General features: G+C 75.2%; 12 protein-coding genes and 1 tRNA gene. 7 read left to right on the top strand and 6 right to left on the bottom strand.

Features of this window, described 5'->3' with window-relative positions:
• Positions 1-162: 162 nt before the first annotated feature.
• Complete coding sequence (locus ACIQBJ_RS09130; RefSeq protein ID WP_400706100.1) at positions 163-2,409, top strand: DEAD/DEAH box helicase; 2,247 nt, start codon at positions 163-165, stop codon at positions 2,407-2,409.
• A gap of 128 nt (positions 2,410-2,537) precedes the next feature.
• On the top strand, positions 2,538-3,350 hold the full coding sequence (locus ACIQBJ_RS09125; protein WP_400706097.1) for a TIGR02452 family protein: 813 nt from the start codon (positions 2,538-2,540) through the stop codon (positions 3,348-3,350).
• 43 nt (positions 3,351-3,393) lie between these two features.
• Here the strand turns inward: ACIQBJ_RS09125 and ACIQBJ_RS09120 are convergent, their stop codons facing one another.
• Positions 3,394-3,693: a hypothetical protein gene (locus ACIQBJ_RS09120; RefSeq protein WP_400706094.1), complete on the bottom strand. Its 300-nt coding sequence runs from the start codon at positions 3,691-3,693 to the stop codon at positions 3,394-3,396.
• Between the two features lie 104 nt (positions 3,694-3,797).
• Here ACIQBJ_RS09120 and ACIQBJ_RS09115 point away from each other — a divergent pair, with 104 nt between their 5' ends.
• Entirely contained in the window at positions 3,798-5,015 is a 1,218-nt protein-coding gene (locus tag ACIQBJ_RS09115; RefSeq protein ID WP_400706091.1) for a low temperature requirement protein A, read from the top strand.
• Here the strand turns inward: ACIQBJ_RS09115 and ACIQBJ_RS09110 are convergent.
• Positions 4,961-5,662 carry a tyrosine-protein phosphatase gene (locus ACIQBJ_RS09110; RefSeq protein ID WP_400706088.1) on the bottom strand — a complete coding sequence of 234 codons (702 nt, stop codon included), beginning with the start codon at positions 5,660-5,662 and terminating at the stop codon, positions 4,961-4,963. The genes ACIQBJ_RS09115 and ACIQBJ_RS09110 overlap by 55 nt on opposite strands.
• A gap of 177 nt (positions 5,663-5,839) precedes the next feature.
• The gene (locus tag ACIQBJ_RS09105) at positions 5,840-6,592 is read right to left on the bottom strand and encodes an SDR family oxidoreductase (RefSeq protein WP_400708101.1); all 753 of its coding nucleotides are present in this window, start codon (positions 6,590-6,592) and stop codon (positions 5,840-5,842) included.
• A 142-nt stretch (positions 6,593-6,734) separates the two neighbouring features.
• On the opposite strand from ACIQBJ_RS09105, the gene ACIQBJ_RS09100 reads away from it, so the two are divergent.
• Positions 6,735-7,373, top strand: coding sequence for a transglutaminase family protein (locus tag ACIQBJ_RS09100; RefSeq protein WP_400706085.1), 639 nt, complete (start codon positions 6,735-6,737; stop codon positions 7,371-7,373).
• 16 nt (positions 7,374-7,389) lie between these two features.
• Here ACIQBJ_RS09100 and ACIQBJ_RS09095 read toward each other — a convergent pair whose 3' ends face one another.
• Entirely contained in the window at positions 7,390-8,577 is a 1,188-nt protein-coding gene (locus ACIQBJ_RS09095; protein ID WP_400706082.1) for a DNA glycosylase AlkZ-like family protein, read from the bottom strand.
• A 198-nt stretch (positions 8,578-8,775) separates the two neighbouring features.
• Between ACIQBJ_RS09095 and ACIQBJ_RS09090 the strand changes: the two genes are divergently transcribed.
• Together ACIQBJ_RS09090 and ACIQBJ_RS09085 are read left to right on the top strand one after the other, a co-directional pair.
• The gene (locus ACIQBJ_RS09090) at positions 8,776-9,447 is read left to right on the top strand and encodes a DNA polymerase beta superfamily protein (RefSeq protein WP_400706079.1); all 672 of its coding nucleotides are present in this window, start codon (positions 8,776-8,778) and stop codon (positions 9,445-9,447) included.
• A 121-nt stretch (positions 9,448-9,568) separates the two neighbouring features.
• A tRNA-Lys gene (locus ACIQBJ_RS09085) sits at positions 9,569-9,641 on the top strand.
• 41 nt (positions 9,642-9,682) lie between these two features.
• Here ACIQBJ_RS09085 and ACIQBJ_RS09080 read toward each other — a convergent pair.
• Positions 9,683-10,936 carry a cytochrome P450 gene (locus ACIQBJ_RS09080; RefSeq protein WP_400706076.1) on the bottom strand — a complete coding sequence of 418 codons (1,254 nt, stop codon included), beginning with the start codon at positions 10,934-10,936 and terminating at the stop codon, positions 9,683-9,685.
• A 530-nt stretch (positions 10,937-11,466) separates the two neighbouring features.
• On the opposite strand from ACIQBJ_RS09080, the gene ACIQBJ_RS09075 reads away from it, so the two are divergent.
• A complete protein-coding gene (locus ACIQBJ_RS09075) occupies positions 11,467-13,026 on the top strand; it encodes an LCP family protein (RefSeq protein WP_400706073.1) in 1,560 nt (519 codons plus the stop codon).
• Positions 13,027-13,063: 37 nt separating this feature from the next.
• Here ACIQBJ_RS09075 and ACIQBJ_RS09070 read toward each other — a convergent pair whose 3' ends face one another.
• A complete protein-coding gene (locus tag ACIQBJ_RS09070) occupies positions 13,064-14,638 on the bottom strand; it encodes a serine/threonine-protein kinase (protein WP_400706070.1) in 1,575 nt (524 codons plus the stop codon).
• Positions 14,639-14,689 lie beyond the last annotated feature (51 nt).

Here is a 14,689-nt window from a genome sequence, read left to right as displayed (position 1 = left end):
CCCTATGGTGGTAGATCGTTCGTTTGATCCTATTTGGCTGGCGCTCCTCATACACCTTTGAGCGCCCTTGGCGCGTTCCGGCGATCCGTGGCTGACCGCATAGAGGCGGTTTTTCAACAGACCCACCGGACTTTGGCGCGTGCCACTTCCGGAAGGTTTTGCATGTCTCTCGTTGACGACGCCCGCTTCGCCATGCCCGCGAACGGGTCCGACGCCGCCGACACCGACTCCCTCGACACCGACGCGCTGGACGCGGAGCTCGCCGAGCTCACCGACGCCGACGCGGGTGCCGAGTACGACACCGACACCGACGCTGACGACAGCGCCGACGACGCCGCCGACACGGAGCCCACCATCACCTTCGGTGACCTGGGCCTGCACGACGACGTGGTCCGGGCGCTCGCCAAGCGCGGCGTCACCACCCCGTTCCCGATCCAGGCCGCGACCATCCCGGACGCGCTGGCCGGCAAGGACGTGCTGGGCCGCGGCCGCACCGGCTCCGGCAAGACCCTGAGCTTCGGCCTCCCGCTGCTGACCCGCCTGGCGGGCGGCGAGCGCACCAAGGCGAAGCACCCGCGCGGCCTGATCCTGGTCCCGACCCGCGAGCTGGCCATGCAGGTCGCCGACGCGCTGGAGCCGTTCGGCTCGGTGCTCGGCCTGCGCCTGAAGGTGGTCTGCGGCGGCACCTCGATGTCGAACCAGATCTACGCGCTGGAGCGCGGCGTCGACGTCCTGGTGGCCACCCCCGGCCGTCTGCGCGACCTGATCAACCGCGGCTCCGCCAAGATGGACGAGGTCGAGATCGCGGTCCTGGACGAGGCCGACCAGATGGCCGACATGGGCTTCCTGCCCGAGGTCACCGAGATCCTCGACCTGGTGCCGGCCGGCGGCCAGCGCCTGCTGTTCTCCGCCACGCTGGAGAACGAGATCGACACCCTGGTCAAGCGCTACCTGAAGAACCCGGTCACCCACGAGGTCGACCCGTCGGCCGGCGCGGTCACCACCATGACCCACCACATCCTGGTCGTGAAGCCCAAGGACAAGGCGCCGATCACCAGCGCGATCGCCGCCCGCAAGGGCCGCACCATCATCTTCGTCCGCACCCAGATGGGCGCGGACCGGGTCGCCCAGCAGCTGGTCGAGTCCGGTGTGAAGGCCGACGCGCTGCACGGCGGCATGACCCAGGGCGCCCGTACCCGGGTCCTCGGCGACTTCAAGGACGGCTACCTGAACGTGGTCGTCGCCACCGACGTCGCCGCCCGCGGCATCCACGTCGACGGCATCGACCTGGTGCTGAACGTCGACCCGGCCGGTGACCACAAGGACTACCTGCACCGCTCCGGCCGCACCGCCCGGGCCGGCCGCTCCGGCACCGTCGTCACCCTGGTGCTGCCGCACCAGCGCCGCGGCGTGTTCCGCCTGATGGAGGACGCGGGCGTGGACGCCTCGCGCCACATCCTCGACCACGCCTTCGACGCCGAGGTGGCCCGGATCACCGGCGCCCGCTCGCTCGTCGAGGTCCAGGCCGAGAGCGCGTCCGGCATCGCCGGCGCCGCCGAGCGCGAGGTCGCCGAGCTCACCCGTGAGCTGGAGCGGGCCCAGCGCCGCGCCAACGAGCTGCGCGAGGAGGCCGACCGCCTGGCCGCCCGGGCCGCCCGCGAGCGTGCCGAGCTGGGCATCGAGGACGAGGTCGAGCCGGCCGCCGAGGAGACCGCGGAGGCCGGGGCCGAGCAGGCCGCCGTCGCCGTGGCCGCCGAGCCGGCCGCCGAGGAGCGCACCCCGTCCTACCGCGAGGCCCGCACCGAGCGCCCGGCGTACAACCGGGACCGCGGTGACCGTGAGCGTGGCGGTTTCAACCGTGACGACCGTGGTGGCCGTTCGTTCGGTGACCGTGAGCGCGGTGGTTTCAACCGTGACGACCGTGGTGGCAGCCGTTCCTTCGGTGACCGTGAGCGCGGTGGTTTCAACCGTGACGACCGTGGTGGCAGCCGTTCCTTCGGTGACCGTGAGCGCGGTGGTTTCAACCGCGATGACCGTGGTGGCAGCCGTTCGTTCGGTGACCGTGAGCGCGGTGGTTTCAACCGTGACGACCGTGGTGGCAGCCGTTCCTTCGGTGACCGTCCGGCCCGTTCCTTCGGCGACCGGGACCGCGGCCAGGCCGCCGGCGGCAGCCGTCCGTTCGTGCGGCGTGAGGACCACCGCTCCGGTGGCGCCCGCCCGCAGGGTGGTGGCTTCAACCGTGACGACCGTGGTGGCAGCCGTTCGTTCGGTGACCGTGAGCGTGGCGGTTTCAACCGTGACGACCGTGGTGGCAGCCGTTCCTTCGGTGACCGTGAGCGTGGCGGCTTCAACCGTGACGACCGCGGTGGCTTCAACCGCGACGACCGCAAGCCGCGCTGGAAGAACTGACGCTCCGTCCGCAGTCCGGTCCGGGCCCGCTCCACTTCGGTGGGGCGGGCCCGCCCGCGTTCCCGGGGCGGCCGGGCGGGGTGAAAACCGTTGGTGGGGGCGGGAGTCGGGGGCTAGCGTGCGGAGCCATGAGCAGTAGGCAGCGGAACATGGCCACCGAGAACGAGCAGATCGCCGACCTGGGCGAGTACCGGACCGGGCACGGGGTGGTGGTGCGGATCGCCGAGCAGCTGGCCGAGGCCCGGGAGGGGACGGTCTCGTACCCGCCGGAGGCCGGCTTCGGGGCCGGTCCGGGCCCGCTGGCGGCGGCGGCCGAGGTGACGGGCGAGGGCAGCATGCAGGCCGCGGCCCGGCTGCTGGCCGAGGGCGGGACGGGCGTCGCGGTGCTGAACTTCGCCTCCGCCCGCAACCCCGGCGGCGGCTACCTGCGCGGCGCCAAGGCCCAGGAGGAGGACGTCTGCCGCAGCGCGCTGCTCTACCGCTGCCTGCTGGAGGCCCCCGACTACTACGAGGCGCACCGCGCCTCCGGCGACCTGCGCTACAGCCACCGGGTGATCTGGTCGCCCGCCGTGCCGGTGATCCGGGACGGCCGGGGCGACCTGCTGGCGCGCACCCACCGGGTCGGCTTCCTGACCTCGCCGGCCCCCAACGCGGGCCAGCTGGCGCTCCGTTCGCCCGGCACGGCGCTCGACCTCGGGCCGGTGCTGGCCGAGCGGGCCCGCCGGGTGCTGGCCGTCGCGGCCCGGCACGGCGCGCGCGAACTGGTGCTCGGCGCCTGGGGCTGCGGGGTGTTCCGCAACGACCCGGCCGAGGTGGCCGGGGCGTTCGGGCAGGCCCTGGACGAGTGGGGCGCCGCCTTCGACCGGGTGGTGTTCGCGGTCTGGGACCGCAGCGTGCCGTCCGCGAACCGGGCGGCCTTCGAGGCCCGGTTCGGCGGCTGACCCGCCCCGGCCCGGCCGGTCGCCGACGGCCGGTGACGCCCCGTCAGTCGCCGGTGGCCAGCGCGGAGGCGGCGGCCACCACGCCCGTCACGGTGAGCACGGCCGGCCAGGCGCCGATCTTCTTCGCCAGCGGGTGCGAGCCGCCGAACGCGGCCAGGTACAGCGCGGTCAGGCCGGCCGCCGCGGGCGCGCCCGAGCGGCGGCCCCAGCGGACCGCGGCGGCCGTGCCGGCGGCGGCCAGCACCGCGCCGCCGAGCTCGCGCCGGCCGGAGAACCGGGCGGTGGCGTAGCCGCCGACCAGGCCGGTGGCGGCGACGGCGGCGGTGACGGGGAATCGGGCCATGGGGCGGGCCTCCTGCTCGACGGTGGGGCGGTGGACGGGAGTTCACCGTAACGCTGTCAACGATCCGCCCGCCGTCCGGGGACGGTCTTGGGATACTCGTCGCCGTGACGTACCAACAGCTTGCGCAACCGGGGGACGGCGAGCTGCGGGCGAGCCCGCTGGAACTCTTCTTCGACCTGGTCTTCGTCTTCGTGGTCACCCAGCTCACCGCGAGCCTGGCGCACCACCTCACGCCCGGCGGGCTGGCCCGGGTGCTGGTGATGCTGGCGGTGATCTGGTGGATGTACGACGCCTACATCTGGGTCGCCAACGCCGTCCCGCCCAGCACCCACCCCCGGCGCGGCCTGATGCTGCTCGGGATGGGCTGCTTCCTGGTGATCGCGCTGAGCGTGCCGCGGGCCTTCGACGGCGGCGGCGAGGTGTTCGGCTGGGCGTACCTGGTGGCCGTCGCCGTGCACACCGGGATGTTCGCCACCGCCGGGGTGCGGCTCGGCGCGGTGGCCCGGATGGGCGGGCTGAACCTGATCGGCTCGGCCCTGGTGATCACCGGCGGCCGCCTCGGCGGCGGCCCCGAACTGGTGCTCTGGACGGGCGCGTTCGCGCTCCAGTTCGCCATCCCGCACCTGGTCGACCTGCCCCGCTTCCAGCTCCGCGCCGACCACTTCGTGGAGCGCCACGGCCTGATCGTGATCATCGCGTTCGGCGAGAGCGTGATCGCCACGGGCGTCGGCATCGGCGACTCCGCGCTGACCCCGGCGCTGATCGGCACCGCGCTGCTCACCCTCGCCGTCTGCGTCGGCCTGTGGTGGGCCTACTTCGGCGCGGACGACGAGGAGCGGGCGGTGCACGCGATGGCCCGGCTCGACGACGCCGGGCGCAACCTGATGGCGATCAAGGTCTACAACCTCGGGCACTACGCCCTGCTGCTGTCGGTGATCCTGTTCGCCACCGGGGCCAAGACCGCGACCGCGCACCCGCTGGAGCCGCTGCACCTGCCCGAGGCGCTGGCCCTGGCCGGCGGTGTCGCGCTCTTCCTGCTCGCCAACGCCGGCATCCGCCGCACCCTGGCGCTCGGCCCGCGCACGCTGCGGCTGCTGGCCGCCGTCCTGGTGCTGGCGGCGTCCCGGCTCGGCACCGGGAGTTCCGCGCTGGCCCAGATCGCGGCCACCGCGGCCGTGCTGGGCCTGACCTTCGCGGCGGAGGAGCGGTACGGGGCGGTGACCGGCGGCGGTGCCGGTGGCGAGGGCGGTGCGGCCGGCGAGGGCGGTCAGGACGGGCCGAGGGCGCGCAGCGCGGCCAGCTCCGCCTCGGTCGCGCCGTGATTGAGCAGGTAGGCGTCGAGCGAGCCGTGCAGGTCGTGGATGCGGGCCAGCGCCGAGCGCAGGTGCAGCTCGTCCACCGGGCGGGAGAGCCGTTCGACGCCCGCCTCGTCGAAGTAGGGCACCGGGCCCTTGTCCAGGCCGAGGCCGACGTTGGAGCGCAGGAAGTCCGCCACCACCGCGGTCTCGGCCAGGCCCGCCAGGGTCTGCAGGACGGCGACGGTCAGGCCGGTGCGGTCCTTGCCGACCGCGCAGTGCACCAGCACCGGTGAACCGGCCGACAGCGCGCGGACGGCCGCGACGATCGCCATCCCCCCGGTCTCGGCCATGAACGGGTACAGCGCGGCCTGGTCCTCGGGCCAGGCCCGGTCGGTGGTGGCCGGGTCGGGCAGCATCGGCAGGTGGACGTACCGGACGTCCGGGCCGAGCTCCGGGTCCGGCCAGTTCTCGATCTCGGCGAGGCTGCGCAGGTCGATGACGGTGCGGACGCCCAGCTCCGCGAAGCGGGACAGCCCCTCGGAGGTGAGCCGGTTCAGGCTCGCCGAGCGGAACAGCAGGCCGGGGCGGTAGACCCCGGCCCCCGCGTCGCGGAGGTTGGGCAGGTCCGGGAAGTCGAGGAACGGCGATGCGGCGATGTCGGTCTCGGTCATGCCGCCCACCGTAGGGGCGGGGGCGGACGCCGCGCCGGGCCGTTGACCGAACCGGTACCGCGCGATCCGGGATGTTCACGCGGATGTCCGGTGGCCGGTGCCCGCGGTGGCCGGTGCCCGCGGTGGCCGGTGCCCGCGGTGGCCGGTGCGCGCGGTGCCGGCGGGGGCGGGCCCGGGTCAGCGGCCGCCGGCGGCGTCCAGGAAGGCGCCGGTGACGTACGAGGCGGCGGGGGAGAGCAGGTACAGGATCGCCTCGGCGATCTCCTCCGGCTCCCCGCCGCGCCCCAGCGGGAGGTTCGGGCCGATCCGGTCGACCCGGCCGGGCTCGCCGCCCAGCGCGTGGATGCCGGTGTGGATCAGCCCCGGCCGGACCGCGTTGACCCGGATGCCCTCGCCCGCGACCTCCAGCGCCAGCCCGGTGGTCATCGAGTCCAGCGCGCCCTTGGACGCCGCGTAGTCCACGTACTCGTTCGGCGAGCCCAGCCGGGACGCCGCCGAGCCGACGTTGACGATCGCCCCGCCCCGGCCGCCGTACCGGGTCGACATCCGGCGGACCGCCGCCGCCGCGCACAGGAACGGGCCGGTGATGTTGGTCGTCCAGATCCGGTTCAGCCGGTCCTCGTCCAGCCCGTCCAGCCGGGACTGCTTCTCCAGCGTGCCCGCGTTGTTCACCAGCGCGGTCAGCGGACCGAGTTCGGCCTCCGCGGTCTCGAACAGCCGCTCCACCTCGGCGGTGGTGGTGACGTCCGCGCGGACCGCCAGCGCGGTGCCGCCCGCCGCCCGGACGCGCTCCACCACGGCGTTCGCCGCGGCCGCGTCGGCACGGTAGTTGACGCACACCCGGTAGCCCCGTTCGGCCGCCAGCAGCGCGGTGGCCGCGCCGATGCCGCGCCCGCCGCCGGTGACCACCAGCACCTCGTCCCGCGCCATGGCGCCGTCCTTCCGTTCGTCCAATGCCCGACTTTTGATCGACGGTAGCCGACGGAGGTGGTGGCGGGCGTGCTCCGCGGTCGCGTTCCGGCTGGTGAAATGCCTTTGCCCGGACGGGAGTCGGGGTTGCAGCATCGCGGTCATGCAACCTACCGACACGCAGTCCGCCGACCCTGTCGACCCCGCTGTCTCGCCGAACGGCCCGCTGCGGGCCGACCGGGCCGAGCTCGCCGCCTACCTGGCGGCCGACGAGGTGGTGGACCACCGACACCCCGCGATCGTCGAACAGGCCGCCGCGCTGCGGCGGTCCGACCCGGTGGCCACCGCCGAGGCGGCCTTCCGCTTCGTCCGGGACCGGATCGACCACTCCGCCGACGTCGGGCACTGGTCGGCCGCCTACCGGGCCTCCGACGTGCTCGCGGCCCGCAACGCGATCTGCCACGGCAACGCCCACCTGCTGACCGCGCTGCTGCGCGCCAACGACATCCCCGCCGGGCTCTGCTACCAGCGGCTGGAGGTGCTGCACGGCCTCAACGCCGTTCTGCTGCCCGGCAGTTCGTGGTGGGTCCGGCTGGACGCCCGGGGTAACCGGAACGGGGCCGACGGGCACTTCGCCACCACCCCCGCCGAGGAGCGCACCGCCTGGCCGAGCGACCCCGGGCGCGGCGAGCACCACTACGGCACGGTGCACGCGGCGGTGCCGCCCGTCCTGCTGGACGGGCTGCGGCGGGCCGTGCCCGGGACGGCCGGGTTCGGCTACCTCCCCCTCGAACTCGCTTGATCCCGCCGTGAGTCGATCAAGCGTCGGCGGAGCGGAGGGCGGCGATCCGCGGGGCCCGGCTGTTCGGCGAGTCCAGGCCGAACCCGCGGGCGTCGCCCAGGTCCTCGCGGACGAACGCCTCGACCGCGTCGATCGCGGACCGCAGCGCGCCGTCCATCGGCACGAACAACCGGTGCACCAGCTCCCGCTGTTCGGGGTCGTACTCCCACAGTCCGACGATCCGGCCCCGGTCCACCACCAGGTGGGTCGACGGGTCGGCCTCGCCGCCGAAGCTCCGCCCGGTCCGGGAGCCCGGGACGGGGCGGGCGGCGTCCGGCCCGTCCAGCAGCCGGGGCAGGTCGCGGTGCAGCAGGTGCAGGCCGTCGACGGCCGCGACCAGCGAGTACTCCGGCTGCTCGGGGACGGTGAACTCCCAGAACTCCTCGACGAGTTCGGGGGGCAGCAGCAGGTCGGTGCCGGGCAGCGGGACCAGGTGCAGCGGGGCCAGCGCCGCCTTCGCGGTGGCCGCGGTGAACCCGGAGAACCAGCGGAAGTGCCGGACCGAGGCGGGCGCCGCCCAGGAGAAGTAGCGCCGGGCCAGCTCCGCCGCCTCCCCGTGCACCGGCCGGTCCCAGCGCAGGTACCCGTAGCGCTGCCGGTCCAGCCGGCCGTCCACCGGCACCCGGCGGACCAGGCCGCGCGCCTGCAGCAGGCCCAGCGCCAGCGGCAGCGTCGTCGACACCCCGCGCCGCCGCCCCGCCTCGCCCAGCGGGCGGACCGCCGGGCCGGCCTCGGCGCGCAGCTGCGCGGGCGCCAACGGCTCGGTGGGGGACAGCAGTTCGGAGATCCGCAGGCAGAGCTGCTCGATCTCGTCCCGGGTCACCCCGAGGTGGCGCACCGCCGCGGCGATCTCCGCCTCCGGCACGCCCGCGCCCGCCGCCAGGCCCAGCGCGAAGTCCGCGGCCGGCAGCAGGTAGGTGCAGCCGCGGGCCGCGGGCAGCTCCTGCACCTCCAGGGCCGCCAGCGCCGCGTCCACCTCGGCCCGGCGCAGGCCGGCCCGCGCGAACAGCCCCAGGTAGGGCCCCGCCCCGCCGACCGAGCGCGCCCAGCCCGTCGCCGTCAGCACCTCGGCCGCCGACGCGCCCCGGTGCCGGCCGCCGTCCAGCCACTGCCGGTGCGCCCACCAGGCCCGGAGCTTCGCCGTCGGAATGCCCTCGTTCGCCATGCGCCCAGTATCGGTATCCCGGGCGGTCGGGTCGGTTCCCCGACACGGCCTGTACGCCGGGTTCTGTCTCCCGGGGCGGGCCTGTGTCGGGCCGGGCGGAAATCGTTCGCGTGTGCGGGGTGGTCGGCGGGAGACTGCGGTGGGCCGACCCCGGTCGACCCGTGACCGTTCCCGTGTCCGCCGAGGAGGCGACCGCCTGTGCACGTCCTGCTCTCCGGCATCGTCGGCTCCACCGCGTACGGCCTGGCGCACGCCGGCTCCGACCTCGACCGGCTCGGCCTGTTCGCCGCGCCCACCGTCGCCTTCCACGGCCTGCACCGGCCCGCCGAGTCGCACGTCACCACCGGTCCGGACCGGACCCTGCACGAGGCCGCCAAGTGGTGCCGGCTCGCCCTCGGCGGCAACCCGACCGCGACCGAACTGGTCTGGCTGCCGGACGAGTTGTACGAGACCAGGACGCCGCTCGGCGAGGAGTTGATCGGCCTGCGGCAGTCCTTCCTGTCCGCCCCGGCCGCCCGCAACTCCTACCTCGGCTACGCCGGGCAGCAGTTCCGCAAGCTCACCGCCCGCGACCGCACCGACAGCTCCGGCCGGGCCCGCGCCGCCAAGCACGCCCGGCACCTGGTCCGGCTCGTCCACCAGGGCGTCACGCTGCACGAGACCGGCCGGATCGAGATCCGGCTCCCGGACCCGGAGCGGGTCCGCGCCCTCGGCGAGCGCTACGCCGACCGCCCGGAGGAGGCCGCGGCCCTGCTCGCCGACGCCGAGGCCCGCTTCGACCGGCCCGGCGTCCTGCCCGCCGCGCCCGACGAACGTCCGGCCGAGGCGTGGCTGCGCCGCGTCCGCACCGCCCACCTCCCCGCCGCCTGACCCCCCGTCGGGAGCGCCGGGGCCCCGCGACCCGCCCGGTAATCCACTGGCCATCTCCCGCCGGGCACCAGGTAGGATCACCCCGGCAGGCACTGTCCCCACGGGGCGCACGCCTACCACCGGGCCGCTAGCTCAACTGGCAGAGCTGCGGACTTTTAATCCGTAGGTTCAGGGTTCGAACCCCTGGCGGCCCACCGCGGAGCCCAGGTCGGAGATGGTCCGGCCTGGGCTTTCCTCATGCCCGGGCGGGGGTGGCGGTCAGGCGGACCGGGACGTCGGTGCGGCCGTTGAGCATGAGGGAGGGGAAGCGTTCGAGGGCCTGGTCGGGGACGGCGAGGTGGAGGGCGGGGAAGCGGGTCAGCAGGGCGGGGAGGGCGAGGCGGGCCTCCAGGCGGGCGAGCGGGGCGCCGAGGCACATGTGGGGGCCGTGGCCGAAGCTGGTGTGGCCGCCCCGGGGTTCGCGGGTGACGTCGAAGGCGGCGGCGTCCGGGCCGTAGCGGTTCGGGTCGCGGCCCATCGCCAGGTAGTTGACCAGGACGGGGTCGCCGCGGCGGACGTCGGCGGCGCCGATCCGGGCGTCCTCGGCGGCGTAGCGGGCGAAGAAGGTGGCCACCGGCCCGTCCCAGCGCAGGAGTTCCTCGACGGCGTTCGGCCACAGGTCGGGCCGTTCGGCGAGCAGTCGGCGCTGCCCGGGGTGGGCGAGCAGCGCGCGCAGGCCGTTGACCAGGACGTGGACGGTGGTCTCGTGGCCGGCCGCGACCATCACCTGGAGGGTGCCGATCAACTCCTCCTGGGTGTAGGGCTCGTCGACGGCCGCCGCGAGCAGGGCGCTGACCAGGTCGTCCCCGGGCCGGGCGCGGCGCAGGGCGATCAGGTCGGCCATCAGCGAGCCGATCCCCAGCACCGCCGCGTACTTGCGCTCCGGGGGCGCGGCCTCGCTGAAGAAGTCCTCGAACAGGGTGCGCAGCGTCCCGTGCCAGTCCTCCGGGAGGTCGAGCAGGACGCCGAGGACGTCCATCGGGATCGGGAAGGCGTACGCCGTGCGGAAGTCGACGGTGCCGTCCGGGGCGGTGCGGGCGGCCTCGGCGAGGCCGTCCAGGCGGCGGGCGACGATCGCGGCGACCGCGTCCTTCAGCCCCGCGACCCGGGCCGGGGTGAGGGCGCGGGCCAACGGGCCGCGCAGGCGGCGGTGTTCGGCCCCGTCGACGGTGATCAGGCTGCGCGGGGTGTGCACCACGTTGCGCAGCGGCCAGTCGGGCGGGACCTCGCCGCGCTGCCAGGCATGCCAGGTCTCGACGTCCTTCACGAAGCGCCGGTCGGTGAGGATCGAGCGCCCGAGCCGGTCCGAGGTCACCACCCAGGCCGGCAAGCCGCCGGGCAGTTCGACCGGGACCAGCGGGCCGACCGCGCGGAGCCGGTCGGCCTGCAGGTGCAGATCGCCGTCGGCGGAGTGGACGCGCAGGGCGGGGCGGGCGAGCGACAGCTCCATGAAGCTCCGTTCACTGGCACGGGCGGCACGGGGCGCGTCCCGCCGGGTCCTTCCCATGGTGGTGGCCGGTGCCGGGCCCCGGAACGGTGGTGCACGGGGCGCTCGATGCGTTCCGGGTGCGCCCGGCGCGCGGAAGGGGTGCGGACCGTCCGGTCGGCGGGCGTGCGACGATGCCTGTCGGCCTATCGTCCGATCGTATGGTTCGTTCGTGTTGCGACGGCCGTTTGTTCGGGCGGGCAGCGGCCCCGCCGGGCGTGTGTGCGAAGTCTCGTGCAACACCTGGGGCCACTTCTGCATCTATATCTGCGAGACCAGCTCGGAAGGACCGGGCCGACGGGGGGTGCGACGTGATACAGGACCGGACCACGGCCGGGACCGAGGGCGATGCGGAGAGCGGGACCGGCGCCGAGGCGGGCATACCCCGGCCGCGTCGGGCCTCCGGCGGGCGGGCCTCCGGAGGCCGGGCCTCGGGCGGGCGGGCGGCCAGCCGGGTGGAGGCGAAGCGGGCCCGGCGGCGGGGACGGCGCTGGGTGAAGGTGCTGGCGTACGGCACGGCCGGGCTGCTGGTGCTGACGATCGGCACCGGCGGGTACCTGTACTACCGGTACAACGGGAACATCAAGTCGTCCGCGCTGTTCGCGGGCGAGAGCGGTGACGCGGGCCACGAGGTGCCGGACGCCTTCGGCCGCACCCCCATCAACATCCTGGTGATCGGCTCCGACTCGCGGGACAACCCGGAGGACTGCGCGATCGGCGGCGACTGCGGGCCCGGCGCGAACGCGGACGTCGAACTGCTGCTGCACGTCTCCGCGGACCGCAGCAACGCGACCGTGCTGAGCATCCCGCGCGACCTGATGACCGACCTGCCGGGCTGCATCGACAAGGAGAACAACACCTCCTCGAAGAAGCACCGGGGCCAGATCAACGCCACCCTGCAGTACGGCCCCGGCTGCACCGTCGCGGCGGTGCACCAGCTCACCGACATCCCGATCGACCACTTCGTGAAGGTCGACTTCTCCGGCGTGATCAAGATGTCGGACGCGGTGGGCGGCGTCCCGGTCTGCGTCAGCGACAACGTCTACGACCCCTACTCGCACCTCAAGCTGAGCAAGGGCGACCACACCCTGAAGGGCATGGCGGCGCTGCAGTTCGTCCGGACCCGGCACGGCTTCGGCGACGGCGGCGACCGCGGCCGGTCCTCCGCCCAGCACGCCTTCCTCGGGTCGATGATCCGCCAGCTGAAGAGCGCCGGGACGCTCACCGACCCCGGAAAGGTGCTCGGGCTCGCCGACGCCGCCACCAAGGCGCTGACCGTCGACCCCGGGCTGGACGGCATCACCAAGCTGGTCGGGCTCGCCAACGACCTCAACAAGGTGCCGTCCGACCGGATCACCTTCACCACCATGCAGACCCTGCCCGACCCGACGGACGAGGACCGGGTGGTCATCGGCCCCGGCGCGGACAAGCTGTTCGCCTCGGTCAAGAACGACCAGCCGCTCAGCCAGGGGTCGGCCGGCGACCCCGCCCCGGCCGCGAGCACGCCCGCCGCCGGGCCGGGCCAGGCCCCGCAGAGCCAGGCGCCGCAGACCCCGGCCGGTCCCGACCGGAGCGGCATCACCGTGCTGGTCCGCAACGGCAGCGGCAAGGACAACCGGGCCGGCGACGTGTCCGAGGCGCTCCGGCAGGCGGGTTTCGCCAAGGGCACCGGTGTCGGGAAGAGCACCACCGCCGAGAAGACCGCGGTCCACTACCCCGCCGGGCGGGAGGCCGCCGCCCAGCAGGTGGCCGCCGCGCTCGGCCTGCCCGCGAGCGCCGTGCAGGCCGGCAGCGGGAGCACGGTCGAGCTGGTGATCGGCGCCGACTGGCCGTCCGGCACCACCTTCCCGGCGGCGAGCGGCGGCGTGCCGAGCGCCCCGCAGAGCGTCGACCCGTCCGCCGCGCTCAAGGGGGCCGACGCCACCACCGCGGACAGCGCGGGCAGCTGCACCCCCGTCAGCCACCAGTACACGGTCAAGCTGCCCGGCTACGGCGGGATGACGCCGGTGCAGGCGTACGACAAGTCGAAGAACGTGCCGGACTCCGCGCCGTGAGCACGTCCGGGCGGGGGCGGTAGCGGGCCGGCGGGGGTCAGCCGTTCCGGCGGGCGAGCCGGTGCTGCGCCAGCAGGGCCGCCGGGGCGGCCAGCGCCGCGAGGTGCAGCAGCCACCAGCCCGGCCCGAACACCACCTCGACGTGCGAGGCCACCGCGTCCGGCAGCACCCGCAGGACCCGCTCGCCGTCCGCCCGCAGGTCGGTCAGCAGCAGGCGGACCGGCAGCAGCAGGGACAGCACCAGGCCGAGCACCCGGGCCGCCGTCGGGGCCTTCGGCGGCAGGGCGGCGGTCAGCACCAGCGCGGCCAGGGTGGGCAGCAGCCAGAGCCAGGACAGCAGGTCGGAGCTGCCGAAGGCGGGGAAGCGGTCCAGGCCGAGCGCGGTGAACACCGGGGCGTGCGCGGCGCGCAGGACGGCGACGGTGCTCGGCGGCAGCCGGGAGTCGGGCCGCAGCATCAGCGCGTTCAGCGGCATCGCCGCGCCGAGCAGGGCGAGGACCGCGAGCGGGGGCAGCAGCGCGAGGGCCGACCGCCGCCCGGCGGGAACCGGGGGAGCCGCGGCAGGGGTGGGGAGCCCGGAGGAGGCCGGGGCGGGGAAGGGTCGGGCCGTCGCAGCCGTCGGAGCCGGGGCCGGGGCCGGAGGCCAGGGGACGGACGGGGCCGAGTGGTGCGGGCCGGTGGCCGTCGGGGCCGGGGCCGGCAGCGCGGAGAGGGAAGGTGCGGCCGGGGCCGGGGTGGTCGCGGCGGCGGCCGGGCGCGGTGGCGGCAGGGTGTCGTGGGGCGCGGTGGTCGGGAGGGCGGCCAGCAGGGCGATGGCGGCCGGGCCGGTGAGGCGGGTGGCGGGGTCCTTGGCGAGCAGGCCGTCGATGAGCGGGGCGAGGGGGCCGGCCAGGCGGCAGGGCGGGGCGGGTTCGAAGAGGACGGCGGTGAGGGTGCCGACGGGGGTGTCGCGGCGGAACGGGAGCCGGCCCTCGACGGCCCGGTACAGGGTCGCGCCGAGGGAGAAGAGGTCGCTCGCGGGGTCGTCGGCCGCGCCCCGGGCGCGTTCGGGGGCGACGTAGTCGATCGAGCCGAGGAAGGTGCCGGTCGCGGTCAGCGCGGTCTGGTCCTGCTGGACGGCGATGCCGAAGTCGGCGAGCAGCACCCGGCCGTCGTCGGCGAGCAGGATGTTGGCCGGTTTCACGTCCCGGTGGACGATGCCGGCGCGGTGCGCGGCGCCGAGCGCGTCGAGGACGGCGGCGGCGATCCGGGCGGCCTCGGCGGTGGGCAGCGGGCCGTCGGCGGCGACCCGTTCGTCCAGTGAGCGGCCGACGATCAGCTGCATGACCGTCCACGGGGCGCCGCCGTCCAGCAGCACGTCGTGCACCCCGACCACGTGCGGGTGGTCGCGCAGCCGGGCCGCGTGCCGGGCCTCGCGGTGGGCGCGTTGCAGCAGTTCGGCCCGCTCCCGCTCGGTGCCGCCGGCGGGCAGCCGGACCTCCTTGACCGCGACGTCCACGCCCAGCGTCTCGTCGTGCGCGAGCCACACGCTGCCGAACCCGCCGGCCCCGAGCGCCCGGACCAGCCGGTACCGCCCGCCGACCAGCCGCCCCACCTGCTGAAGCTCCGTCATCCTGCCCCCGTCCGGCGTTCCTGACGGGCAGTCTCCCAGAACGGCCGGACG

It is taken from the genome of Kitasatospora sp. NPDC088391 (assembly GCF_044753345.1).
Taxonomy (GTDB): Bacteria; Actinomycetota; Actinomycetes; order Streptomycetales; family Streptomycetaceae; genus Kitasatospora.
The sequence above is the reverse complement of the archived record's forward strand: the minus strand, read 5'-3'. Positions and strand labels throughout refer to the sequence as shown.

Coding starts and splice junctions, on each gene's coding strand:
- ACIQBJ_RS09080 (WP_400706076.1), bottom strand. CDS start 10,936: ATGGAGCTGTCGCTCGCCCGCCCCGCCCTGCGCGTCCACTCCGCCGAC.
- ACIQBJ_RS09105 (WP_400708101.1), bottom strand. CDS start 6,592: ATGGCGCGGGACGAGGTGCTGGTGGTCACCGGCGGCGGGCGCGGCATC.
- ACIQBJ_RS09100 (WP_400706085.1), top strand. CDS start 6,735: ATGCAACCTACCGACACGCAGTCCGCCGACCCTGTCGACCCCGCTGTC.
- ACIQBJ_RS09125 (WP_400706097.1), top strand. CDS start 2,538: ATGAGCAGTAGGCAGCGGAACATGGCCACCGAGAACGAGCAGATCGCC.
- ACIQBJ_RS09070 (WP_400706070.1), bottom strand. CDS start 14,638: ATGACGGAGCTTCAGCAGGTGGGGCGGCTGGTCGGCGGGCGGTACCGG.
- ACIQBJ_RS09095 (WP_400706082.1), bottom strand. CDS start 8,577: ATGGCGAACGAGGGCATTCCGACGGCGAAGCTCCGGGCCTGGTGGGCG.
- ACIQBJ_RS09130 (WP_400706100.1), top strand. CDS start 163: ATGTCTCTCGTTGACGACGCCCGCTTCGCCATGCCCGCGAACGGGTCC.
- ACIQBJ_RS09120 (WP_400706094.1), bottom strand. CDS start 3,693: ATGGCCCGATTCCCCGTCACCGCCGCCGTCGCCGCCACCGGCCTGGTC.
- ACIQBJ_RS09110 (WP_400706088.1), bottom strand. CDS start 5,662: ATGACCGAGACCGACATCGCCGCATCGCCGTTCCTCGACTTCCCGGAC.